The organism is Ancylobacter sp. GW821-FHT10E12, from assembly GCF_058809335.1.
The window spans coordinates 19,694-44,154 of sequence record NZ_JBXASN010000024.1 but is presented as its reverse complement, the minus strand read 5'-3'; the positions used below and the strand labels follow the sequence as shown (position 1 = coordinate 44,154).

Annotated in this window: 19 protein-coding genes; 8 read left to right on the top strand and 11 right to left on the bottom strand. The window is 68.1% G+C overall.

The annotated features are described in order from the left end of the window. Positions 1 to 34: 34 nt before the first annotated feature. Complete coding sequence (gene gyrA, locus AC1RU4_RS24290; RefSeq protein WP_492894094.1) at positions 35 to 2,797, bottom strand: DNA gyrase subunit A; 2,763 nt, start codon at positions 2,795 to 2,797, stop codon at positions 35 to 37. Between the two features lie 267 nt (positions 2,798 to 3,064). Here gyrA and AC1RU4_RS24285 point away from each other — a divergent pair, with 267 nt between their 5' ends. Next, positions 3,065 to 3,691 carry a MarC family protein gene (locus tag AC1RU4_RS24285; RefSeq protein ID WP_492894092.1) on the top strand — a complete coding sequence of 209 codons (627 nt, stop codon included), beginning with the start codon at positions 3,065 to 3,067 and terminating at the stop codon, positions 3,689 to 3,691. Positions 3,692 to 3,709: 18 nt separating this feature from the next. On the opposite strand, the gene ssb is transcribed toward AC1RU4_RS24285, so the two are convergent. Next, the gene (gene ssb, locus AC1RU4_RS24280; protein ID WP_492894090.1) at positions 3,710 to 4,282 is read right to left on the bottom strand and encodes a single-stranded DNA-binding protein; all 573 of its coding nucleotides are present in this window, start codon (positions 4,280 to 4,282) and stop codon (positions 3,710 to 3,712) included. Positions 4,283 to 4,603: 321 nt separating this feature from the next. Between ssb and uvrA the strand changes: the two genes are divergently transcribed. Further along, positions 4,604 to 7,510, top strand: coding sequence for an excinuclease ABC subunit UvrA (gene uvrA / locus AC1RU4_RS24275; RefSeq protein WP_492894088.1), 2,907 nt, complete (start codon positions 4,604 to 4,606; stop codon positions 7,508 to 7,510). Between the two features lie 74 nt (positions 7,511 to 7,584). Further along, positions 7,585 to 8,283: a hypothetical protein gene (locus AC1RU4_RS24270; RefSeq protein ID WP_492894086.1), complete on the top strand. Its 699-nt coding sequence runs from the start codon at positions 7,585 to 7,587 to the stop codon at positions 8,281 to 8,283. A gap of 29 nt (positions 8,284 to 8,312) precedes the next feature. Here the strand turns inward: AC1RU4_RS24270 and AC1RU4_RS24265 are convergent, their stop codons facing one another. Beyond that, complete coding sequence (locus AC1RU4_RS24265; RefSeq protein ID WP_492894084.1) at positions 8,313 to 9,404, bottom strand: COX15/CtaA family protein; 1,092 nt, start codon at positions 9,402 to 9,404, stop codon at positions 8,313 to 8,315. Between the two features lie 200 nt (positions 9,405 to 9,604). Here AC1RU4_RS24265 and AC1RU4_RS24260 point away from each other — a divergent pair, with 200 nt between their 5' ends. Both AC1RU4_RS24260 and AC1RU4_RS24255 read left to right on the top strand, forming a co-directional pair. Beyond that, positions 9,605 to 9,904: a DUF2842 domain-containing protein gene (locus AC1RU4_RS24260; RefSeq protein ID WP_492894082.1), complete on the top strand. Its 300-nt coding sequence runs from the start codon at positions 9,605 to 9,607 to the stop codon at positions 9,902 to 9,904. Between the two features lie 138 nt (positions 9,905 to 10,042). After that, positions 10,043 to 11,119 (top strand): serine hydrolase domain-containing protein, encoded by a 1,077-nt coding sequence (locus tag AC1RU4_RS24255; protein WP_492894080.1) that lies wholly within the window; start codon positions 10,043 to 10,045, stop codon positions 11,117 to 11,119. Here AC1RU4_RS24255 and AC1RU4_RS24250 read toward each other — a convergent pair. The 5 genes from AC1RU4_RS24250 to tpiA form a co-directional block, all read right to left on the bottom strand. After that, on the bottom strand, positions 11,116 to 12,528 hold the full coding sequence (locus AC1RU4_RS24250) for a tyrosine-protein kinase family protein (RefSeq protein WP_492894078.1): 1,413 nt from the start codon (positions 12,526 to 12,528) through the stop codon (positions 11,116 to 11,118). The two genes, AC1RU4_RS24255 and AC1RU4_RS24250, sit on opposite strands and share 4 nt — an antisense overlap. A gap of 89 nt (positions 12,529 to 12,617) precedes the next feature. Beyond that, positions 12,618 to 13,487 carry a VOC family protein gene (locus AC1RU4_RS24245; RefSeq protein ID WP_492894076.1) on the bottom strand — a complete coding sequence of 290 codons (870 nt, stop codon included), beginning with the start codon at positions 13,485 to 13,487 and terminating at the stop codon, positions 12,618 to 12,620. 42 nt (positions 13,488 to 13,529) lie between these two features. Continuing rightward, the gene (gene pyrG, locus AC1RU4_RS24240) at positions 13,530 to 15,158 is read right to left on the bottom strand and encodes a CTP synthase (protein ID WP_492894074.1); all 1,629 of its coding nucleotides are present in this window, start codon (positions 15,156 to 15,158) and stop codon (positions 13,530 to 13,532) included. 121 nt (positions 15,159 to 15,279) lie between these two features. Then, on the bottom strand, positions 15,280 to 15,681 hold the full coding sequence (gene secG, locus AC1RU4_RS24235; protein WP_492894072.1) for a preprotein translocase subunit SecG: 402 nt from the start codon (positions 15,679 to 15,681) through the stop codon (positions 15,280 to 15,282). Between the two features lie 201 nt (positions 15,682 to 15,882). Then, positions 15,883 to 16,638, bottom strand: a complete 756-nt coding sequence (gene tpiA / locus AC1RU4_RS24230; RefSeq protein ID WP_492894070.1) for a triose-phosphate isomerase — start codon at positions 16,636 to 16,638, stop codon at positions 15,883 to 15,885. Positions 16,639 to 16,811: 173 nt separating this feature from the next. Between tpiA and AC1RU4_RS24225 the strand changes: the two genes are divergently transcribed. Together AC1RU4_RS24225 and trpE are read left to right on the top strand one after the other, a co-directional pair. Then, positions 16,812 to 18,707 (top strand): peptidylprolyl isomerase, encoded by a 1,896-nt coding sequence (locus AC1RU4_RS24225; RefSeq protein WP_492894068.1) that lies wholly within the window; start codon positions 16,812 to 16,814, stop codon positions 18,705 to 18,707. Positions 18,708 to 18,718: 11 nt separating this feature from the next. Continuing rightward, positions 18,719 to 20,236 (top strand): anthranilate synthase component I, encoded by a 1,518-nt coding sequence (gene trpE, locus AC1RU4_RS24220; protein ID WP_492894066.1) that lies wholly within the window; start codon positions 18,719 to 18,721, stop codon positions 20,234 to 20,236. A gap of 225 nt (positions 20,237 to 20,461) precedes the next feature. Here trpE and csgH read toward each other — a convergent pair whose 3' ends face one another. The 3 genes from csgH to AC1RU4_RS24205 form a co-directional block, all read right to left on the bottom strand. Beyond that, on the bottom strand, positions 20,462 to 20,761 hold the full coding sequence (gene csgH, locus AC1RU4_RS24215; protein ID WP_492894064.1) for a curli-like amyloid fiber formation chaperone CsgH: 300 nt from the start codon (positions 20,759 to 20,761) through the stop codon (positions 20,462 to 20,464). Positions 20,762 to 20,834: 73 nt separating this feature from the next. Next, a complete protein-coding gene (locus tag AC1RU4_RS24210; protein ID WP_492894062.1) occupies positions 20,835 to 21,791 on the bottom strand; it encodes a hypothetical protein in 957 nt (318 codons plus the stop codon). A 188-nt stretch (positions 21,792 to 21,979) separates the two neighbouring features. Beyond that, the gene (locus AC1RU4_RS24205; protein ID WP_492894060.1) at positions 21,980 to 23,101 is read right to left on the bottom strand and encodes a helix-turn-helix transcriptional regulator; all 1,122 of its coding nucleotides are present in this window, start codon (positions 23,099 to 23,101) and stop codon (positions 21,980 to 21,982) included. Between the two features lie 748 nt (positions 23,102 to 23,849). Here AC1RU4_RS24205 and AC1RU4_RS24200 point away from each other — a divergent pair. Continuing rightward, complete coding sequence (locus AC1RU4_RS24200; RefSeq protein WP_492894058.1) at positions 23,850 to 24,458, top strand: anthranilate synthase component II; 609 nt, start codon at positions 23,850 to 23,852, stop codon at positions 24,456 to 24,458. Positions 24,459 to 24,461: the final 3 nt, after the last annotated feature.

Below are 24,461 nucleotides of genomic sequence, written 5' to 3'. Positions count from 1 at the left end.
GCAAGCGCCGGCGGCCCGGGACACCGACCGTGCCTCACGCGATGTCGTCCGGGCCGGCGTCGTCCCCAGCCTCCGCGTCCTCTTCGTTGACGCGCTCGACCGAGACCACCTTCTCGTCCTCGGCGGTGTCGAACACGATGACGCCCTGGCTGCCGCGCCCGACAATGCGGATGCCGTTCACCGGGCAGCGGATCAGCTGGCCGCCATCGGTCACCAGCATGATCTGGTCGGACTCCTCCACCGGGAAGGAGGCGACCAGCGGCCCGTTGCGCCCGTTCACTGCCATGGCGACGATGCCCTTGCCGCCCCGCCGCGTGGTCCGATACTCGAAGGACGAGGTGCGCTTGCCGTAGCCGTTTTCCGACACGGTGAGGATGAACTGCTCGGCGGCGCCCATCTCGGCATAGCGCGCCTGCCCGAGCTCGCCGCCGGCGGAAGCGACGTCCTCGGCATCCACTTCCGCGATCTCGAACTCGGCGTCGGCAATCTCATCCACTTCATTAAGGCTGCGACGTACCGCATTGGCGCGCTTGATATACTCGCCGCGTTCCTCGGAGGTCGCCTCGACATGGCGGATGATCGCCATCGAGATGAGCCTGTCGCCATCCTCGAGCTGGACGCCGCGCACGCCCATGGAATCGCGCCCCTTGAAGACGCGCACCTCGGTCGCCGGGAAGCGGATGCACTGGCCGCGCGCGCTGGTGAGCAGCACGTCGTCGTCCTCGGTGCAGAGCTGGACGTCGGCGATCGCCTCGCCCTCCTCCAGCTTCATGGCGATCTTGCCGTTGCGGTTCACATTGGTGAAGTCCGACAGCTCGTTGCGCCGCACCGTGCCGCCGGTGGTGGCGAACATGATCTGCAGGCGGCCCCAGGCTTCCTCCTCCGGCAGCGCCATGATCGAGGTGATGCGCTCGTCGCCATCCAGCGGCAGGATGTTGACCAGCGCCTTGCCGCGCCCTTGCGGGGTGGCGATCGGCAGGCGCCAGACCTTGAGCTTGTAGACCTGCCCCTTGGAGGAGAAGAACAGCACCGGCGCATGGGTGGAGGCGACGAACAGCCGGGTGACGAAATCCTCGTCGCGCGTCTGCATGCCGGAGCGGCCCTTGCCGCCGCGGCGCTGCGCCCGGTAGGTGGAAAGCGGCACGCGCTTCACATAGCCGGCATGCGACACGGTCACCACCATGTCCTCGCGGGCGATGAGGTCCTCATCCTCGAAATCGCCCTCCGCCTCGGCGATCTCGGTACGGCGCGGCGTGCCGAACAGCGCCTTCACCTCCAGCAATTCGTCCTTGACGATCTGGCGGATGCGCTCGCGGCTCGCCAGGATGTCGAGATACTCGCGGATCTCGACGGCGATCTTGTCCAATTCGTCGGCGATCTCGTCGCGGCCCAGCGCGGTGAGGCGCTGCAGGCGCAGGTCGAGAATGGCGCGCGCCTGCTCGGCCGAGAGCCGATAGGTGCCGTCCTCGGCGAGGCGGTGACGCGGATCGTCGATCAGCGCGATCAGCGGCGCCACGTCGAGCGCCGGCCAGTGGCGCGTCATCAGCAGCTCACGCGCCGTCGCCGGATCCGGCGAGGTGCGGATGGTGCGGATCACCTCGTCGATATTGGCGACGGCGATCGCCAGACCCACCAGCACATGGGCGCGATCGCGCGCCTTGCGCAGGAGGAACTTCGTACGCCGGCTCACCACATCTTCGCGGAAGGCAACGAAGGCGGTGAGCAGGTCGAGCAGCGTCATCACCGCCGGCCGGCCGCCGTTCAGCGCCACCATGTTGGCGCCGAAGGAGGTCTGCAGCGCGGTCATCCGGTAGAGATTGTTGAGGACGACGTCGCCTTGCGCGTCGCGCTTGATCTCGATGACCACGCGCAGCCCCTCGCGGGAGGATTCGTCGCGGATCTCGGAGATGCCTTCCAGCCGCTTGTCGCGCACCAGCTCGGCCATGCGCTCGATCATCGTCGCCTTGTTCACCTGATACGGGATCTCGGTGATGATGATCGCCTCGCGATCCTTGCGGATCGTCTCGACGGTGGCGCGGGCGCGCATGACGATGGAGCCGCGGCCGGTCAGATAGGCTTGGCGGATGCCGCTGCGCCCGAGGATGAGCGCGCCGGTGGGGAAGTCCGGCCCCGGCAGAATGTCGATCAGCTTCTCGACGTCGATATCCGGCTCGTCGATCAGCGCGGTGCAGGCGTCGACGACCTCGCCGAGATTGTGCGGCGGGATGTTGGTCGCCATGCCGACGGCGATGCCGCCGGCGCCGTTGACCAGGAGATTGGGAAAGCGCGACGGCAGCACCGTCGGCTCCTGCTCGCGCCCGTCGTAATTGTCCTGGAAGTCGACCGTGTCCTTGTCGAGATCGTCGAGCAGGGACATGGCGGGGCGGGCGAGCCGCACCTCGGTGTAGCGCTCCGCCGCCGGCGGATCGCCGTCGATCGAGCCGAAATTACCCTGCCCGTCGATCAGCGGCAGGCGCATGGAGAAGTCCTGCGCCAGGCGGACCAGCGCGTCGTAGATCGCCTGGTTGCCGTGCGGATGGTACCTGCCCATCGTGTCGCCGGTGACGCGGGCGGATTTATTGTAGGGACGCTCCGGCGTGTAGTTGTTCTCGCGCATCGAGAACAGGATGCGGCGATGCACCGGCTTGAGACCGTCGCGTATGTCCGGCAGCGCACGTGAAACGATCACGCTCATCGCATAGTCGAGATAGCTGCGCGACAGCTCCTCGGTGATGGAGACGGGCCGGATATCCGAGGGACCGTCGTCCTCCGGCTTCAGCGTATCGGAATCGGACAAGGAATCGACTTTCCGTAGATTGCATAACGGGTTGTTTTATCTAGCCGATTCCACTCCGCAACGCCAGCGCGGCGACGCGCGGAAGGCCCCGAATTCCTCATTGTTATCAAGGGATTGCACGGAGCAATTCCGAGCGGCCTCGAAAGGTGGCGGAACCATGGCCGAAACGCCCCGAATTACCTTCCCTTTCCTGCCCTGCGCGTAGGATGATGCCCTGGGTCAGCGGTAGCCGCGGGACGCGTGGCGCGTCGGCAGAGGGGGTCGGGGATGCTCGAATTTGTCACCTCGGCGGCGGTGACGATGCTGGTGGTCATCGACCCGATCGGCCTGGCGCCGCTGTTCCTGGCGGTGACCAGCGGCCTGTCGCCCGAGGAGCGCAGCCACGTCGCCTGGCGGGCCTCGGCGATTGCGCTGGCGATCATGGTGCTGTTCGGCCTCGTCGGCGCGCCGCTGCTGCATGCGCTCGGGATCACCTTGCCGGCGTTCCGCATCGCCGGCGGGCTGCTGCTCTTCGCCATCTCGTTCGAGATGGTGTTCGGCCGGCGCAGCGAGCGCAAGACCGACGCCACCGAGGCCGCCATGCGCGAGCACCTGCTGCACAATCTCGCGGTGTTCCCGCTCGCCATTCCGCTGATGGCCGGGCCCGGCGCCATCACCGCGATGATGCTGCTCGCCGGCGAGGCAAGCGGCGATCCGGCCCGGCTCGGCGCCCTGTTCACGATCACCCTGCTGGTGATCGCCTCCTGCCTCGCGGTCTATCTTGCCGCCGAGCGGGTGAACCGCCTGCTCGGCATTACCGGCAACGCCATTCTCACCCGGCTGCTCGGCGTCATTCTCGCCGCCCTCGCCGTCCAATTCGTCATCGATGGGGTGAAGACGTCGTTCGGCCTCTGACGGGCGCAGCGCCCGTCCTCAGAACGGAATCTCGTCGTCGATATCGTTGCTGCTGCTCCCGCCGCCGAAGCGGCCGCCGCCAGCGCCGCCAGCACCGCCGCCCGCTGCCGCCGCCGGCTTGCGTTCGCCGCCGCCGAACGAGCCCCGTGCCGACGAACCGCCGCCGAAGCCGCCACCCGAACCGAAATCGCTGCCTGCGCCGTAATCGTCGCCGCCGCCGGCTCCCTCGCCGCCACCGCTGCGGCCGTCGAGCAGGGTGAGTTCACCACGGAACTGCCGCAGCACGACTTCGGTGAAATAGCGCTCGCCGCCGGACTGGTCGGTCGCCTTGCGGGTTTCCAGCTGGCCTTCGATATAGACCTTGGAACCCTTGCGCAGATATTGCTCGGCAATACGCAGCAGGTTCTCGTTGAAGATCACCACGCTATGCCATTCGGTGCGCTCGCGGCGCTCGCCCGAGGCCTTGTCGCGCCATGTCTCCGAGGTGGCGATGCGCAGGTTGCACACCCGCCCGCCATTCTGGAAGGTCCGCACTTCCGGATCGCGACCCAGATTGCCGACCAGGATCACCTTGTTGACGCTGCCCGCCATTCCGTCCTCCAAAATCCGCCGTACCGTTTTGAGCGGCGCATCATAAACCAATGCGCAGCCGCCCGCCGGACAGGCAGCACGCTCGTCCACACTTTTGGCAGGCAATCGCCAGCGCTCAAAATGTTCTTGTTATGTTCGTATCATCGTGCATAGTGCGGCGCAAGCCCCATGACGTTTCGACCCAGCGACACTATGTTTGACGCCATGCAGCCACCCAGGGTGCCCTCCCCATCGCGGCGATGCCGTTGCCGGGGAACGGGCGCCATTGTGTTGCGAACCGTCATGAGTCGGGCCGTTATGGGTCGGGATTGAGAGACAGGAATGCAGGATCTTCCGAAGCCGTCGCGCCGCGATGCCCGCTCGATCACCATCCGCGGCGCGCGCGAGCACAATCTGAAGAATGTCGATCTCGAGATTCCGCGCGACAGCCTCGTCGTGTTCACCGGCCTTTCAGGTTCCGGCAAGTCGTCGCTCGCCTTCGACACCATCTATGCCGAGGGCCAGCGGCGCTATGTGGAGAGCCTCTCCGCCTATGCGCGGCAGTTCCTGGAGATGATGCAGAAGCCGGACGTCGACCAGATCGACGGCCTCTCGCCGGCCATCTCCATCGAGCAGAAGACCACCTCGAAGAACCCGCGCTCGACGGTGGGCACCGTTACCGAGATCTACGACTATATGCGCCTGCTGTGGGCGCGCGTCGGCGTGCCCTATTCGCCCGCCACCGGCCTGCCCATCGAAAGCCAGACGGTCAGCCAGATGGTCGACCGGGTGCTGGCGCTGCCGGAGAAGACCCGGCTCTACCTGCTCGCCCCGGTGGTGCGCGGGCGCAAGGGCGAATACCGCAAGGAACTGGCGGAATTCCAGAAGAAGGGCTTCCAGCGCGTCAAGATCGACGGCGCGTTCCACGAGATCGCCGAGGCGCCGGCGCTCGACAAGAAGTTTAAGCACGACATCGACGTCGTGGTGGACCGCCTGGTGGTGCGCGCCGACCTCGCCGGCCGCCTCGCCGACAGTTTCGAGACCGCCCTCGGCCTCGCCGACGGCATCGCGGTGATGGAGTTTGCCGACGAGACGGAGGAGGACGGCACGCCGCGGCGGATCGTCTTCTCGGAGAAATTCGCCTGCCCGGTCTCCGGCTTCACGATTCCCGAGATCGAGCCGCGGCTGTTTTCCTTCAACAATCCGTTCGGCGCCTGCCCGACCTGCGACGGCCTCGGCCACGAGAGCAAGATCGACCCCAACCTCATCGTGCCGGACGGCACGCGGTCGCTGAAACAGGGCGCCATCGCTCCCTGGGCGAAGTCGAGCTCGCCCTATTACGGCCAGACGCTGGATGCGATCGCCCGCCATTACGGCGTCAAGCTCACCGTGCCCTGGGGCGATCTGCCGGAGACGGTGCGCAATGTCATCCTGCACGGCTCGGGCGGCGAGGTCATCCGCTTCGTCTATGACGACGGCGTGCGCGCCTACGAAACATCGAAGACCTTCGAGGGCATCGTCACCAATCTGGAGCGCCGCTGGCGGGAAACCGAGAGCGAATGGGCGCGCGAGGAGATCGGCAAATATTTCTCCGCCGTGCCCTGCGCCGCCTGCAACGGCTACCGGCTGAAGCCGGAAGCGCTGGCGGTGAAGATCGCCGGCAGCCATATCGGCCACGCGGCCCAGCTTTCGGTGCGTCATGCCCTCGGCTGGTTCGCCGAGCTGCCGGGCCAACTCACCGACAAGCAGAACGAGATCGCGGTGCGCATCCTCAAGGAGATTCGCGAGCGCCTCGCCTTCCTGCTCGATGTCGGCCTCGACTATCTCACCCTGGCGCGCGCCTCCGGCACGCTGTCCGGCGGCGAGAGCCAGCGCATTCGCCTCGCCTCGCAGATCGGCTCGGGCCTGACCGGCGTGCTCTATGTGCTGGACGAGCCGTCGATCGGCCTGCACCAGCGCGACAATGAGCGGCTGCTCGGCACGCTGCGCCGGCTCCGCGACCTCGGCAACACCGTCATCGTGGTCGAGCACGACGAGGACGCCATCATCGCTGCCGATTATGTCGTCGATGTCGGCCCGGGCGCGGGCGTGCATGGCGGGCGCATCGTCGCTCAGGGCACGCCGCCGGAAATCCTCGCCAATCCCGCCTCGCTGACCGGCAAATACCTCACCGGCGCGCTTTCCGTGCCGGTGCCGAAGCGCCGCAAGCCGGACCCGAAGCGCATGCTGCGGGTGGTCGGCGCGCGCGGCAACAATCTCAAGGACGTGACCGCCGAAGTGCCGCTCGGCCTGTTCACCGCCGTCACCGGCGTCTCCGGCGGCGGCAAGTCGACGCTGCTGATCGACACCGTCTACAAGGCGGTGGCGCGCCGGCTGAACGGCGCCTCGGATCCGCCGGCGCCGCATGACCGGCTCGAGGGGCTGGAGCAGCTCGACAAGGTGATCGACATCGACCAGTCGCCGATCGGCCGCACCCCGCGCTCCAATCCGGCGACCTATACCGGCGCCTTCACCCCGATCCGCGAATGGTTCTCCGGCCTGCCGGAGGCCAAGGCACGCGGCTACGGGCCGGGGCGCTTCTCCTTCAACGTGAAGGGCGGGCGCTGCGAGGCCTGCCAGGGCGACGGCGTCATCAAGATAGAAATGCATTTCCTGCCGGATGTTTACGTCACCTGCGACGTCTGCAAGGGCAAGCGCTACAATCGCGAGACGCTGGAGGTCACCTTCAAGGGCAAGTCGATCGCCGACGTTCTCGACATGACGGTCGACGAGGGCGCCGAGTTCTTCAAGGCGGTTCCGGCGGTGCGCGAGAAGCTGGAGACGCTGTCGCGCGTCGGGCTCGGCTACATCCATGTCGGCCAGCAGGCCAACACCCTGTCCGGCGGCGAGGCGCAGCGGGTGAAGCTCTCCAAGGAACTGTCGCGCCGGGCGACCGGGCGCACGCTCTACATCCTCGACGAGCCGACCACCGGGCTGCATTTCCACGATGTCGCCAAGCTGCTGGAAGTGCTGCACGAACTGGTCGAGCAGGGCAACTCGGTGGTGGTGATCGAGCACAATCTCGAGGTGATCAAGACCGCCGACTGGGTGATCGACCTCGGCCCCGAGGGCGGCGACGGCGGCGGCGAGATCGTCGCCGAGGGCACGCCGGAGCAAATCGCCAAGGCGCCGCGCAGCCATACCGGCCGCTTCCTCGCCGAGGTGCTGGCGCGCCGCCCGCTGAAGAAGCGCCCCGACGCGGCGGAGTAGCAGGCATCGAGCCTTGACAGCGCTTGCCTCCTATGATTGCGTCATATTTAAATACAATCTATGAGGGTATTCGCATGTCCCTCCCTATCGTGTTCTTCGGAGCGTTCGGCGGGGTCTCCCCGACTTTGATGAAGCTTGCGTCGATTTTCGTCACGAACCCGCAGACGGAACTGCCGCTGCTCGGATTCTTCATCGGGCTGGGGCTGTATGCGGTCATTGGCGGCGGAATTGCGCTGGCCTTGGGCGAACAGAACCTCCGAGGCGCACTTTTCGCCGGCATAGCCGCTCCGGCGTTGATATCCAATGCCATAACCGGCGCGCAGGATGCCCGCTTCCAGCCCGAGGCGCGCCGCTCGTCGAGCCTGTTGTCGTGGTCCGCCCATGCACAGGAGAACCCCGTTCCCGCGCGGATCCTGCTGGGCAGCGAGGCAGGCCAGCCGGTTTCCGCGAGCATATCGATCGTCAATGCCAGCCCGGCCGCCGGCAATGTCGTCGTGCCGGTCTGCTTCCTCGAACGGCAGGCACAGGGCGCGCCCGTCTGCTCCGACGAGCAGACGGTGACGACGCCCGTCAGAGGCGCGAAGGAAATCCCGGTGCCCGAGAACGCCGTCGGCGTAAAGGTCGCCGGCGAAACCATACCGCTCAACAGCTCGTCCACGACCATCGCGGTCTCCGCCGATCGCAGCGCCACCTCCGCGAGGGACTTCCTGTGGGCGCTGGGCGGGCGGCGCACGAGCCGCATCACCGGCGTGCAGGCGCAGGTGGTGCCGTAGGCGATGCCCGCCGAGGTCAGGCAGTCCGGTCAGGCAGGCGGGCGAGGCGTATGGCGAGCGCGGTTGAGGTGCAGCGTGACGCCGATCAGCACGATCGTCGCGCCGAACTGGTGGGCGAGCGCGATGTCGATCGGCACCTGGTGAATCAGCGTCAGGATCCCGAGCATCGCCTGCGCGCCGACCAGCCCGACGAGAAGCGCCGCCCGGCCCGCGGCCGGCCCACCGGCCCGCCGTAGCGCCAGCCAGTTGACCACCGCCAGCGCCAGCACCGCATAGGCGGTCATGCGATGGTTGAACTGCACCGTCAGCACGTTCTCGAACAGGTTCCGCCACGGCGGCTGCTGGACGAACAGGCTGTCCGCCGGCGGAATGAAATGGCCATCCATCAGCGGCCAGGTCGTATAGGTGAGGCCGGCATCCAGCCCGGCGACGAGGCCGCCGAGGAAGATCTGCAACACCACCGCCGCGAACAGCGCCCAGGCGAGCGCCCGCCCGCCCGCGGGCGGCGGGACCGCCGCGGTGCCCGGCCGGACGGGACGCAATCCGTCGGCTACCGCGACCGTCGCGGCGAGGATGAGGCAGGCGAGGGTCAGATGCGTCGCCAGCCGGTACTGGCTGACATCGACCCGGCCGACGAGGCCCGAGGCCACCATCCACCAGCCGACCGCCCCCTGCAGCCCGCCGAGCAGGAACAGGCCGCCGAGCTTCCAGCGCAGCGGCCCCTTGATCAGCCCGCGCCACAGGAAGAACAGGAAGGGCAGCAGGAACGCGAAGCCGATCAGCCGGCCGAGCAGCCGATGCGCCCATTCCCACCAGAAGATGGTGCGGAATTCGGCGAGGCTCATGCCACGGTTGAGCTGCTGGTATTGCGGGATCTGCTTGTAGCTGTCGAACTCGGCCTGCCACGCCGCCTCGCTCAGCGGCGGAACCATGCCGGTGACCGGCTTCCATTCGGTGATCGACAGGCCGGATTCGGTGAGCCGGGTGGCGCCGCCCACGATCACCATCAGCACGATCAGCGCCGCCACCGTATGGAGCCACAGCCGCACCGGCCGCAGGCGGTCGCCCGCCGGCGCGGCGGCGGGATCGGCGGCGCTCGAAACGGCCGTGTTCGCGCTCATGTGCACGCTCCTGTCCACGCTCCTGCCGCGCAAGCCCGTTGCCCGGCGCGCAAACCCGTCGCCGGCACGCAGGCCCGCTGCCCGGCGGCCGTTCCGCGCCGGGCGGGTTTCACCCCGGCGAGGGAGCGGATATAGCTCTAGCAGCGCCCGCACAACCGGGCGAATTGTCCCTGACTTCACATATCGGACAGACGAGCACGATGGCCGAGCCCGCCCCAAGCCGGAAGACGCACCGCGAACAGGCGACCACCGTCGCGACGGGCGAGGCCGCGCCCGCCGGCTCGCCGCGGCTGCGCAAGCTCGTCGGCACCTGCCTGATGATCGTGCTGGTCATCGTCTGGGCGCTCGGCGCCATGGCGCTGGCGCAGGGGCGGGTCACCACCCTGCCCGGCTTCTGGCAGTTCCTCGCCTATCTGGTGCTGGGGGTCGGCTGGGTATTGCCGGCCGCGAAGCTGATCCGTTGGATGCAGAAATACGACCGCAAGCCGGAAACGCTCTGACCGGCGCGCAGGACCGGCCGCGAGACCTGTTGCCGCGCGGCGATTGCCGAGGGTTGCCAGGCAGGCCGCGATCGGGACAGGCTGGCGGCGGGCGCAGGACCGCAGGGTGCTGCCACCTGTGGGGAACGGATCGCCGCGATGACAACACTGATCGACCAGGCCGGCCCGGATGAGGACGGGCCCGCCGGTCCGCCCGAGGCCGCGGACATGGATGGCGCCCGCCTCAAGGGGCTGGCGCCGCATTTCGAGGACTGGGACGCGGCCAACCTGCATGCCGTCGTCATGCTGCGCCGCGGCCGGCTGGCCTATGAACGCTATTTCACCGGCGAGGATCGCGCCTTCGCGACCCCGCTCGGGCGGGTCGCCTATCATGCCGGCCTGCGGCACGACCTGCGCTCGATCAGCAAGAGCGTCACCTCGCTGCTGTTCGGCATCGGCGTCGATCGCGGCTGGATCGACGACCTCGACCGGCCGGCGCTGTCGTTCTTTCCCGAGCATGCCGATCTCGCCACGCCGGAAAAATCGCGGATCAGCCTGCGCCACCTGCTCACCATGTCGGCCGGCTTCGCCTGGAACGAACAGATTCCCTATGGCGATCCCGCCAATAGCGAGCGGCGGATGATGGACGCCGCCGACCGCTGCCGCTACGTGCTGGAACAGCCGATGGTCCGGCCGCCGGGCGCCGCCTACAGCTATAATGGCGGCCTCACCTGCCTGCTGGCGGCAATCCTGCACCGGGCGTCCGGCCGGCCGGTCGATGCGCTCGCCGACGACTGTCTGTTCGGGCCGCTCGGCATAAGCGACGTCGAATGGATGCGCTACGAGGACGGCACGGCGAATGCGGCGTCCGGCCTGCGGCTGCGCCCGCGCGATGTCGCCCGGATCGGCCAGCTGGTGCTCGACCGCGGCCGATGGCGGGGCCGGCCGATCGTCGCCGAGCGATGGATCGACGAGGCGACCCAGCCGCAGATCCAGGGCGCGGAGCTTTATTTCTACGGCTTCCAGTGGTGGCTCGGGCGGTCGCTGGTCGAGCGCCGGGAATTTCGCTGGATCGCCGGCGTCGGCTATGGCGGCCAGCGCCTGTACATCGTGCCCGAGCTGGAGCTGGTGGTCGTCGTCATGGCCGGGCTTTACGACGATCCGGTGCTGCAGGACATGGTCGGGGATATCGTGCTGCGCCGCTATGCGCTTCCCGCCGCGCTCGCGGTGCCTTAGGCGGCGTGCGGTAGGCGGCCCGGCATCGGGTCGGCGAAGGTCACCATGGCGATGTCGCCGAAGCCCCGCGCCGCCAGCGCGTCGAAGGCCTGCACCGCGTCGGTCGCCAGCCCGCCGGGCTGCGTCACCAGGATCAGCGTCGGGCCGAGCGCGGCGATGCGGCCGGCCTCCTCGAAGCCGCCGAGCGGCGGCGCCGCGACCACGACGTGGTCGTAGGTCTGTTCCAGCGCCCGCAGGATCAAGACCAGCCGGTCGGCGCAGACGAGGCCGTCGGCCTCCCGCGCGCCGCGTCCCGGCGGAATGACGTGGCAGCGCGACAGCGTCTCGCGGTGGATGGCGTCGGAGAAGCTCGCCACGCCGAACAGGAGGTCGGTGAGGCCCGGCGCCCGCGGATCGGCGGTGAGCTCGGACAGCGCCTCGGCGGCGATGTCGAGGCAGACGATCACCACCCGCTTCTCGCAGGCGGCGAGCGAGCGGCCGAGCGCCAGCGCGCAATGCGCGGCGCCGGCGTCGTGCGACGGCCCGGTCACCAGCACCAGCCGCGCCGCCGCACCGCGCAGGCGCACCAGACGCGACAGGTCGGCGAGCTCGCCCTCGCGGCCGAGCCGGGAGCGGGCATGCAGCGGCAGGGTCTCGCATTCGTCCTCGACCTGCGAGCCGATCCACGGCAGATGCTGGAGCGGCGCCTGCGGCACCTGGTCCGGCGCCGCGTCCGGCGCGGCGGCGGCCGGCTCCGGCCGTGGGCGGCGGCGCCAGGACCACTGCACCAGCAGCGTCAGCGCGAAGCCGAACAGGCCGGCGCCCAGCCCCCATTGCAGCGGCGACAGCCCGAGCGCCTGGCGCGGCGGCAGCGCGCGCGACAGGCTGACCGCCGGCGCCTGCGCATCGCCGAACACCCGGCGCAGCTCGACATAGGATTCGCCGAAGGCATTGGCGACATCGGCGGCGAGACGCCCGTCCGGCGCGGTGAAGCCGATGGTGGCGCGCCCGTCCGGCGCGGTCGACAGCGTCAACTCGTCCTCGATGACGCGCAGCGCCCTCTCCTCATCCGACGAGGTGGCGGCGAAGGCGGGTGAAAACGGCAGCAGCGAGGAAAGCCCGCGAGGGGCGTTCAGCCGCTCGACCAGCCCGGCCCTGAGCACCACCTGGCGGGCGAATTCGCGCGAGGTGATGACCTGGAACTGGCTGCGCCGCGCCTCGGTGGCGAAACGCTCGGCGGCTTTCCCCTCGATGCGCAGCCGCGCCTCAGCGAAATAGCGCGGCTCCACGCCCTGGTGGACGAGGCCGGCGGCAAGGAGGCCGAGCAGCAGCGGGGCGGCGAGATGACGGCGGGCAAAACACAGCGCACGCGACAGCACCGGCGCCGGCCGGGCCGATGCCGTCTCCTCGCGCCGGTCGGACGCGAGCATGTCCGCTGCCTGAATGGCGTCATCCATCATCCGGCCATTAGACCGGAGGCGAGGTTTCCACCGCGTTAAGGCTTTGGCGAACGGGCGGCTCAGGCCGCCGGTTCGAACACCAGCATGGCGCCGAGCGCCGAAGCGGGGCCGACGACGATGACGCCCTCGATCTCCTCGGCGGTCATGCGGCTGGCGGCGAGGCGCTTGCGGGTGCGGGCGATGTCCTCCACCGCGAAGCGAATCGTCGCCAGCCGCAGCCCCGGCCCGGCCGGCGCGGCGATGCCGAAGCGCTCGGCGAAGATGGCGGGGCTCATCAGCTCCACCCGCCCGCGCGGGGTCTCCGCGAGATGCCAGCCTTCCACCGCCCGGCGAAAGTCGGTGCCGGTGAAGGTCGACAGGAAGTCGAGATGGGCGGCGGGGTCCTCGGCGGTCAGCACCACGCCGTCGACGCCGCGGGTGCCGTTCATGTGGCGCTGCAGGTCCGGCGCCCAGAAATTCTCCGGCCGGCGCTGCGTACAGGTGAAGAAGCCGGCATGCGGCGAGGCGGGATCGCGGGCGAAGGCAAGGGTGAACGCCACCTCGACATCGCTGCCGTCCGGCCGCTTGGCCTCGCGCGAAAAGTGGAACAGCTCGAAGCCGCCATAGCCGGCGGCGTCGAAATCGGCCTTGTCGCGCGCCGGATCGCGGCCTTCCAGCACCAGGAAGGGCAGGCCCGGCCCCTTCGCGGCGAGAAAGTCGCGGGCGAAGGCGCCGAAGGAGAAGCTGTGCTCGCCCGGCGGTGGGATCTGTTCCGGCTCGACGATCTCCAGGAGCTCGACGAAGAAGCCGGGCATCTGGATGATGCGGTTATGCGTGCCCCAGGGATGGCGGTTGCGGGCGCCGACGGTGAAGCCGAGCATGTCGTAGAGCTCGCCGGCCGCTTCGAGGTCGCGGACGACATGCACGACGTGATCGAGGCCGCGGGCCATGGGCATCTCCTCGCGCTTGTGCTGGCGGCCGCGGCCGCGCGATCAGACCAGCCGACTCTGCACCATCGCCGCCCCGATGAACGAGGCGAAGAGCGGGTGCGGCTGGAACGGGCGCGACTTCAGCTCCGGGTGGAACTGCACGCCGATGAACCAGGGATGGTCCGGGTATTCGATGATCTCCGGCAGCAGCCCGTCCGGCGAGGTGCCGGAGAACAGCATGCCGCAGGCCTCCAGCCGCTCACGATAGCCGAGATTGACCTCGTAGCGATGACGGTGGCGCTCGGAAATCTCGCCGGCGCCGTAGATCTGCGCCACGCGGCTGCCCTCGGCCAGCGCGGCGGGATAGGCGCCGAGCCGCATCGTGCCGCCGAGATCGGTGTCGAGGCCGCGGCGTTCCAGCTCGTTGCCGCGCAGCCATTCGGTGAGCAGGCCCACCACCGGCTCCGGCGTCGAGCCGAACTCGGTGGAATTGGCCGCCTGAATGCCGACGAGGTTCCGGGTCGCCTCGATCACCGCCATCTGCATGCCGAAGCAGATGCCGAGATAGGGCACCCGCCGCTCGCGGGCGAACTGCGCCGCGCGGATCTTGCCCTCGGCGCCGCGCTGGCCGAAGCCGCCGGGCACCAGGATGCCGTGGACATGCTCGAGGAACGGCGCGGGGTCCTCGCGCTCGAAGATCTCGCTCTCGATCCAGTCGAGGTTGACGCGGACATTGTTGGCGATGCCGCCATGGGCCAGCGCCTCGATCAGCGACTTATAGGCGTCCTTCAGGCCGGTATACTTGCCGACGATGGCGATCGTCACCGCGCCTTCCGGGTTGCGGATGCCGGATTCGATCTTGTGCCAGCGGGTCAGGTCCGGCTCGGGCGCCGGCTCGATGCCGAAGGCGGCCAGCACCTCGGTGTCGAGCCCGGCCTCGTGATAGGTCGAGGGCACCGCATAGATGTTGTCGGCGTCGCGCGCCTCGATCACCGCGCTCTCGCGCACATTGCAGAACAGGCCGAGCTTGCGGCGCTCCTCGCGCGGGATCTCGCGGTCGGTGCGGCAGAGCAGGATGTCCGGCGCGATGCCGAGCGAGCGCAGCTCCTTCACCGAATGCTGGGTGGGCTTGGTCTTCAATTCGCCGGCGGAGGGGATGTAGGGCAGCAGCGTCAGATGCACATAGATGCAGTGCTTGCGCGGCAGCTCCTGCCCGACCTGGCGGATGGTCTCCAGGAACGGCATCGCCTCGATGTCGCCGACCGTGCCGCCGATCTCGACGAGGACGAAGTCGTAGCCCTCGTTGCCGGACAGGATGAAGTCCTTGATGGCGTTGGTGACGTGCGGGATCACCTGCACGGTGGCGCCGAGATAGTCGCCGCGCCGCTCCTTGTTCAGGATTTCCTGATAGATGCGGCCGGTGGTGATGTTGTCCTGCTTCGTGGCCGGGCGGCCGGTGAAGCGCTCGTAATGGCCGAGGTCGAGGTCGGTCTCGGCCCCGTCGTCGGTGACGAACACCTCGCCGTGCTGATACGGGCTCATGGTGCCCGGATCGACGTTGAGATAGGGGTCCAGCTTGCGCAGGCGGGTCTTGTAGCCGCGGGCCTGCAGCAACGCACCGAGGGCGGCGGAAGCCAGCCCCTTGCCGAGCGAGGACACAACGCCGCCGGTGATGAAAATGTAGCGCGCCATGGAGTCGGGTTTCTAGCTGCAAAAACGCGATTCGACGAGGGCCGTCTTCGTACGGACGACCCCCGCCTGTGGGTAAGTGCGGAATGCGACGGCGGGAAGCCGCCGCCTCACGGCTACGCGGTCACTGCGACTGCGGAACCTGCGGCGCGCCGGGAACGGCCGGAGCGGCCGGCGCCGACGGGGCGCCCGGGGCCGGCTGGGCACCCCTGAGCTGGTCGAGCACGTTGCCGCCGGGCGCGGCGGGCGCGCCGGAGGGAAGCGTGGTCGGGGTGGTGAAGATCGAGGCCGGGCCACGGCCCCATCCCGCCAGCACGGTCAGCGACAGGCTGGTGAGGAAGAACAGCCCCGCCAGGATCGCCGTCGCGCGGGTCAGCACATTGGCGGTGCCGCGGGCGCTGAAGAAGCCGCCGCCGCCTCCACCGCCGCCGATCCCGAGCCCGCCACCTTCGGAGCGCTGGATCAGCACCACGCCGATAAGGGCCAGCACCACCATGAGGTGGATGATGATGATTACGGTCTGCATCTGACGCCTTCAAATCAGCAACGGCCGCGGACGAGACGCCGCCGCCGGTAAAAGTTGGTCGGGTTCCTACACGAACATGCACCGCATTTCCAGCATGCCGGCCGCAAGGCTCGATGACGTGTCCGACAGGCGGTGCCGGACGAGGGCGAAGACGAACGCCAACCCGATGGTGCGCGCCCGCCCTGCACCCTTCGGCGCGCCCTACATATAGGCAGAGGCGATCGTCATGAAATCCCCCGCCTTCAGGCTGGCACCGCCGACCAGCGCGCCGTCGACATCGGCGACCGACAGGATCTCGCGGGCATTGGCCGGCTTCACCGAGCCGCCATAGAGGATGCGGATGCCCTCGCCAGCTTCACCGAAGCGCGCGACCAGCACGGCGCGGATCGCCGCGTGCATCTCGGCGATGTCGTCGATGCTCGGGGTGAGGCCGGTGCCGATGGCCCAGACCGGCTCATAGGCGATGACGAGATTGCCGGGCGTCGCGCCGTCGGGAATCGAGCCGGCGAGCTGCACGCGCACCAGGTCGAGCGCCACGCCCTGCTCGCGCTGCTGGCGGTGCTCGCCGACGCAGACCACCGCCGTGAGCCCCGCACGCCATGCGCCATTCACCTTGCCATGGACGATGGCGTCGGTCTCTCCATGATCGGCGCGCCGCTCGGAATGGCCGAGGATGACGCCGCTGCCACCGGCGTCGGCGATCATCTCGGCGGCGATGTCTCCGGTATGGGCACCGCCGACATAGGCATGGCAGTCCTGCGCACCGACCAGCACGCCGGAGGTTCCGGCGGCGGCGGCCAGCGCGGCGAGCAGCGTCGCCGGCGGGCAGATCATCAGGTCGGTGCGGGTGGCGAGCCCCTCGCCATAGGCGGCGACCATCTTCTCGAACTCGGCGAGCGAGGCCTGCACCCCGTTCATTTTCCAGTTACCGGCGATCAACGGACGTCGCGTCGTCATGAATTCCCTCCCCTCGGACCCTGTCATTCCCCGCGTAACAGACGCCGCCGACGCGCGCAAATGAACGCATGTGCGGCGTTGCGGCTCCCCCACGCCGTCCCTATGATGCGCGCTTTTCGCGACCCGGGCCGTAATCCGGGATCTTCGCCGGCACACGCCTAACGAGAACAACGATGCTGCAGACCCTGCGCAAGAGCGCTTCCGGAATCATCGCCAAGGTCCTGATGGGACTTCTCATCGTCAGCTTCGGCATCTGGGGCATCGCGGACGTGTTCCGCGGCTTCGGCAGCCAGACGCTGGCGACCATCGGCTCGACCGAGATCACGGTGCCGGAATTCCAGCAGATCTACCAGCAGCGCCTGCAGCAGGTGTCCCAGCAGCTGCGCCAGGGCCTGACGCCCGACCAGGCGCGCGCGTTCGGCATTCCCGACCAGGTGCTGAACGAGCGCCTCGGCGAGGCGGCGCTGGACGAGGCGACCCGGAAGCTCGGCCTTGCGGTCTCCGATGCGCAGATCGTCGAGCGGGTGCAGCAGAACCCGGCCTTCTTCGGCCCCTCCGGCGCCTTCGACCACAATTACTTCGTGCAGCTGCTGCGCGCCAACGGCTTCACCGAGGCCCGATTCGTCAATGCCGAGCGCCGGCTCGCCCAGCGCCAGCAGCTGATCCAGTCGCTCGCCGGCGGCATCGAGGTGCCGGCGGTGCTGAAGGACGCGGTGAAGCGCTACGAGACCGAGCAGCGCTCGGTGAGCTACGCCGTCCTCGGCCCGGCAAATGTCGGCCCGTTCGCCGAGCCGACCGAGGAGCAGCTGCGCGGCTTCTTCGACGCCCGCAAGCTGGCGTTCCGCGCCCCGGAATATCGCACGCTCAACCTGCTGGTGCTCACCCCGGACGCGCTCGCCGCCAAGGAGAGCGTCACCGACGACGAGGTGAAGGCCTATTACGACGCCAACCAGGCGCAGTTCGGCACCCCGGAGAGCCGGGTGATCGACCAGATCGTCTTCCCCAATGCCGAGGAGGCCCAGGCCGCCGCCGACCGCATCGTCGCCGGCACGGCCTTCGCCGACATCGCCGCCGAGCGCAAGCTGGAGGCGAAGGACACCACGCTCGGCACGGTGACCAAGGCCGACATCATCGATTCCGCCATCGCCGACGCCGCCTTCGCGCTGGCGGCGGAAAGCACCAGCGGCGTGGTCAATGGCCGCTTCGGCCCGGTGGTCGTGCATGTCGGCGCGGTGACGCCCGGCGCCACCAAGCCGCTCGCCGAGGTCGCCGACCAGATCCGCCGGGATCTCCAGCTCGACGCCGCCCGCAAGGCGCTGATGGCCGCCTATGACAAGGTGGAGGATGACCGCGCCGCCGGCGCCACCCTCGCCGAGGCCGCCGCCAAGGCCGGCCTCGCCGTGCAGAGCTTCGATGTCGACGCGCAGGGCAATGCCGCGAACGGCGCCGCCCTTCCGGCGATCCCGGCCCGCAGCGACGTGCTGCGCCTCGCCTTCGCCACCGAGGCCGGCGCCGAGAACGACCCGGTGACGCTGCCGCAGAATGCCGGCTATGTCTGGTACGAGGTCGCTGGCGTCACCGCCCCGCGCGACCGCACCTTCGAGGAAGCCCGCGCCCAGGTGCTCGCGCGCTGGAAGGAGGACGAGACCGCCCAGGCGCTCGACGCCCGGCTGGCCGAGCTGAAGAAGAAGGTCGAGGACGGCGCCGCCTTCGACCTCACCGTCTCCGATGCCGGGCTCGAACTGCGCACCGCCAACGGCCTGCGCCGCGGCCGCGCCAACGAGGGCGTGCCGCAGGAGGCCATCGCCGCCGTCTTCGACACGCGCGACGGCGCGGTGGGCAGCACCACGCTCGGGCCCAGCGACAGCCGGCTGCTGTTCAAGGTGACCGGCGTCACCGTGCCGGAGGGCGCGCCGCAGAACGACAAGATCATCGCCGATATCGGCCAGAGCCTGCAGAACGACCTGATGACCGAATATCTGGTGCAGCTGCAGAGCGATCTCGGCGCCCGCATCAACCGCGCCGCGCTCGACCAGATCGTCGGCGCGCGCGACGAAGCGGTGAACTGAGGACGCCCGTCATGTCTCCGCATCCCGACGCAGAAAGCTTCGCCAGCGCCTATGCGCGCGGCGAGGCGCAGGTGGTCAGCGAGACGCTGGTCTCCGACCTGGAGACGCCGGTCTCGGCCTATCTCAAGATCGCCGTCGACCGCGCCAACTCGTTCCTGCTCGAATCGGTCGAGGGCGGCGCCACGCGCGGGCGCTACTCGATGATCGGGCTGGAGCCGGACCTGATCTGGCGCTGCCGCGACGGCCGGGCGGAGATCAACCGCCGGGCCGCGCAGTTCCCCGACGATTCCTTCGAACCCTGCGCCGAGCCGCCGCTGGTCTCGCTGCGGGCGCTGGTGCAGGAATCGCGCATCAGCCTGCCGGATGGCGCCCCGCCGATGGCGGCCGGCATTTTCGGCTATCTCGGCTACGACATGGTGCGGCAGATGGAGCGCCTGCCGGCGGCCAAGCCGGATATTTTCGGCGTGCCGGATTCGGTGTTCATCCGCCCGACGGTGATGGTGGTGTTCGACGCGGTGCGCGACGAGGTGACGGTGGTCACCCCGGTGCGCCCCGCTGCCGGCGTCCCCGCCGCCGCCGCCTATGAGGCCGCGCGCGAGCGGATCGACCGCGTGGTCGAGGCGCTCGACAGCGCCCTGCCGGCCCAGGCCGCCGAGGACATGCTGCACCAGCTGGTGGTGCCGACCTCCAACACGCCGCCGGACCAGTATCTGGCGATGGTGGAGCGGGCGAAGGAATATATCCGCGCCGGCGACATCTTCCAGGTGGTGCTGTCCCAGCGCTTCGACGCGCCGTTCACGCTGCCGCCCTTCTCGCTCTACCGGGCGCTCAGGCGCATCAACCCGGCGCCGTTCCTGGTCTATTTCAACTTCGGCGGCTTCTCGCTGGTGTGCTCCTCGCCGGAAATCCTGGTGCGGCTGCGCGACAACACCGTCACCATCCGCCCGATCGCCGGCACCCGCCGTCGCGGCGCCACGCCGCAGGAGGACAAGGCGCTGGAGGAGGAGCTGCTCGCCGACCCCAAGGAGCGCGCCGAGCACCTCATGCTGCTCGACCTCGGCCGCAACGATGTCGGCCGCGTCGCCGCCATCGGCACGGTGGAGGTGACGGAGAGCTTCTTCATCGAGCGCTACAGCCAGGTGATGCACATCGTCTCCAATGTCGAGGGCGACCTCGACCCGCGCCGCGACGCGCTCGACGCGCTGGCCGCCGGCTTCCCGGCCGGGACGGTGTCGGGCGCGCCGAAAGTGCGGGCGATGGAGATCATCGACGAGCTGGAGCGCGACAAGCGCGGCATCTATGCCGGCGCCATCGGCTATTTCGGCGCCGACGGCGAGATGGACACCTGCATCGTGCTGCGCACCGCGGTGGTGAAGGACGGCCAGATGCATGTGCAGGCCGGCGCCGGCATCGTCTACGACTCGCTGCCCGAGAACGAGCACCAGGAATGCGTCAACAAGGCCAAGGCGCTGTTCCGTGCCGGGGAAGAGGCGGTGCGCTTCGCCGCCCGCGCCGGCCGGGGGCAGTGATCGGGAGCGTTGACCGGGAGCGTTGACCGGGAGGCCGTGACGAGGGCGGGCTCGGCCTCGTCACCGCGCCGGAGCGCCGCATTCCGGCGGTTCCGAGCCGGCCGGCCCGCTCCCCGGCGGTTCCGAGCCGGTCGTCGATGCTCGCCGTCGCCGGTCCGTCATGAAGGCATTTCCGGGAGGCGATCCCCGGTCCGCGTCGCGCGCGCCGCCGGCCGCCGCGCGGGGCTACGATCTGGAGGCCGTGCACAGCAGCTTGCCGTCTTTTGAAAAGACTTTCAGCTGCGCGCTCCAGCCTGCCTCGCCCGAGCTGACATAGACCGTCGCCAGACGCCCGTTCTCCAGGTCGCCCGCCGCAAACTCACCGGCCTGCTGCGTGGCCGCCACGTTGCCGGATCCGCCCGCACGGACAGCCAGCACATATTGCCCTCCCGCGATGGCGCGGGCGTCGAGGATCGCTTCCAGCCTGACGACGCCGTTTCCTTCGGCCGCCTCGATGTGGCACGGCGGCACGGTAGCGGGCTGCATTGTCATTTTCCGCACTCTCCGTAAGACGGCGTGGCGGCCGACGGATGGCATGGCCGTCGGCCGCATACCCCGCTCAACGCTGGATCGTCACGACGGTGTTGCCCGTGCCGACCTGGGTCGATGTCACCGTGTTGCCCTCGCCGAACTGGACGACAGCGGTCACGTTACGCCGACCGATCTGGGTGACATTCGTGGTGTTGTCCGTGCCGAACTGCGCGACGACGTCGACGTTGCGCCTGCCGACCTGAACCGACGCGACGTCGTTGTTCTTGCCGACCTGGCCGACGAGGGAGAAGTTGCGGCTGCCGACCTGCACCGACGCGGCATCGTTTTCTTCACCAAGCTGCCCGACGGCGGAGAAATTGCGCCGGCCGACCTGCACCGACGCGACGTCGTTGTTCTTGCCGACCTGACCGACGAGGGAGAAGTTGCGGCTGCCGACCTGAACCGACGCGGCGTCGTTATATTCCCCCAGCTGCCCGACGGCGGAGAAATTGCGCCGGCCAAGCTGTGTCGTCAAAGCGTTGTTGTATTGACCGACCTGGCCGATGGCGGAGAAATTGCGCCGGCCAACCTGTGCGGTCAAAGCGTTGTTGTATTGGCCGATCTGACCGATGGCAGCGAAATTGCGCCGCCCGGCCTGCAGCGCCGCGGCGTTGTTGTATTGGCCGATCTGACCGATGGCGGCGAAATTGCGCCGGCCGATCTGTGCCGCCAGGGCGTTGTTATATTCACCGAACTGCCCGATGCCGGCCAAATTGCGCCGGCCGACCTGCAGCGCCGCCGCGTCGTTATAGGCACCGAACTGTCCGATGCCGGCGAAATTGCGCCTGCCGACCTGTGCGGCCAAGGCGGCGTTGTCATGCCCCAGCTGCCCGATGCCGGCGAAATTGCGGCCGCCCAACTGACCGACCGCAGCGGCGTTGTCGTCACCAACCTGCGAGACCGAGGCCCGATTCTCACCGGCATAAGCGGTGGATACCGTGACCAGAACAATCGCGGTTGCATAAAGTACAGACTTGAACATCATGGCGTGCCTCCTCGGTCTTTGTCATCGAGATTGATGGCGCGAGGAAAATAGCTATAGCTATACGAATGCACCCGTCCGCAATCAAACCAGATATGTAGTATATTTTTACAGAAATCAGGCACAAACTAATGTGAAAACATCTAACAATACTCAAAAAATAGGATGAATGTACTATGTGTGTGGCACGGTCATACGAAAAAGGAAAGTAGCGAGAGCAGATGCTGCAACTCCGCCTGCCGATGCAGGCCAAGCCTGTTCATCGCCGAGGCGAGCTGGTTGTGAACGGTATTCTTCGAGACATGCCGCGCCTGGGCGATCTCGGTGCTCGATTCACCGTTGGCCAGCGCGCATGCAAGACTGGCCTCGGTCGCGCTCAGGCCGAGCACGGCGCGGACGACGTCGGGCTTGAGGGAATCGTTGCGGCCCAATTCGCGCAGGCACAGCAGCGCGACGCGCTCCGGCGAGGCGACGAACGCCCTGAACGGGACCGAGTTGTGGCCGTTGCGGGTTGCGGTCGTGAGGCTGACGAGCCAGCCGTGCGAATCGGAGCCGTGCCGGACCCAGACCACCTTCTGATCCAGCCGACCGGCCATGATGGCGTCGATGGATCCGTGCACTTCATTGCACAGAGAGGGGTTGTATATTTCGAGCTCGCCGTCGGAGATGCAGATGTCGGGGTTTTCGTTGGCAAGGCTGATAAAGGCCCGACTGGCCAGCACGATCTTCAGGTCGGCCCTGACGAGCGCCCATGGCGCCGGAGCGTTGGAGAAGATGAATTCCATCCGCTCCGCCAGCTCGCGCTGCCGGACCAGCTCCCGGTGCGTCCTGAAGGAGACCTGCAGGTACGGAAGGAGCGACATGACCTCGTCCTTCTGCTTCAGCCAGGTCCGGTAGGCATTGTTCGGATAGACCAGGAACAACGCGAAGCGCCGCTGCCCCTCCCGTGCGATCAGGACGCCCCATATCAGTGCGTGGTCACCGAAGGCATCGCGCAGATTCCGCGCTTCGGGGCGAGCCGCAACGTCGCGCAGTTCCACCTCGAAGGTCGCGCCCTGCCCCAGTGACAGGGTGCTCGCATCGAAGAAGGCCATTATTTCATGGTCCAGCAGGGTCGCCTTGGGGGCGCCGCGCGCGACGATGGCGACCTTTTCGCGATCCCCGTTGCACAAGCCCAGAAAAAAGCCGACCTGCGCGCCCGTTCGCGCCAGTATGCTGACGAGCACCCCGTCCCATTGTTCGGGCGAGATCGGTGCCTCCTGGATGCACGTGACGACCGAGCTCAGCCACGCGCTGGCATCACCATCGGACATCATCGTTCTCCGCCCGCGACAACCGCTGAGGCAGGGCGGTCGAAGCGGCCCGGCTCCGGCAGGCTAAATTCGAACTAAATTGCGATGATTCCGAGGCTTCGACCGTAAAACCGGCCGCGCCGCTGCGGAAAGCGGGCTCCCCGGCACGGGCAATGCTCCTCGTGCGATCTGACACCAAATCGGCCAATGCCTGACGTGGTTCGACGCCGAGACAGGGCGGGTTCATGACTTCTCTCTGGATACGGACAAGCTTCCGACGTCCCGGTTGGGGCGCCCTCCCGTCGACTTCACTTCCCTTGCGGTATTCTTCTATTTTTCGATAAATAATATGTTCAAAGTTTCTTCAATTGGACGCTAGAACTCTACGGCACCGAATGCAAGTCGCCGAGCGCGCCGAAGAAAAAATGTCTCGGATGATCTCCGTTTGCACGAACAGTTGAAGTTGCAGCGCACCTCAATATTGTGCGGTCGCGAGACAAACAATGCGGAGCGGTGACGATGTCGTGGCCATCGCCAGCATGGCTTGACCCGGCACGGGGACGCATCCTAAGTGGATACCGGAAAGTCGGAGACTGCCCCCTTATCGGGATCTCCTTCGGGATGGCGCCGTGGACATGAATCGGCAACGAAACGAGCGATGGCGCGGCTGGCGATGATCCCGCCCGCCGCCGGCGCGGCTTGACCCGGCGCCGGTTCACACCCTAGAGCTTTCCCGGAGGCGGAAGCTCGCCGCTCGAACGGTCCCCCGATGATCCTTCTCGTCGATAATTACGACAGCTTCACCTGGAACCTCGTCCATTACCTCGGTGGTCTGGGGGTCGAGGTCGACGTGCGCCGCAACGATGCCCTCACCGTCGACGAGGCGCTGGCCCTGCGGCCGGAAGCCATCGTCATCTCGCCCGGCCCGGCGACCCCGAACGAGGCGGGCATCTGCCTCGACCTCATCAGCCGCGCGGCGAGCGAGGGCGTGCCGGTATTCGGCGTCTGCCTCGGCCACCAGGCGATCGGCCAGGTGTTCGGCGGCGAGGTGGTGCGCGCACCGCTGCCGATGCATGGCAAGCTATGCGAGGTGCAGCACCGGGGCGAGAGCGTGTTCCGCGGCATCAACGGGCCGTTCAGGGCGACGCGCTACCATTCGCTGATCGTCGACCGGGGCACCCTGCCCGGCCCGCTCGCCGTCACCGCCGAGACCGATGACGGCATCATCATGGGCCTGTCGCATCGCGAGCTGCCGGTGCACGGCGTGCAGTTCCACCCCGAGAGCATCGCCTCCGAGCACGGACGGACGATCCTGAAGAATTTCCTCGACCTCGCGCGCGCCTGGAACGCCGGCCCCCGCCGTTCGCACGCGGCCTGAGGC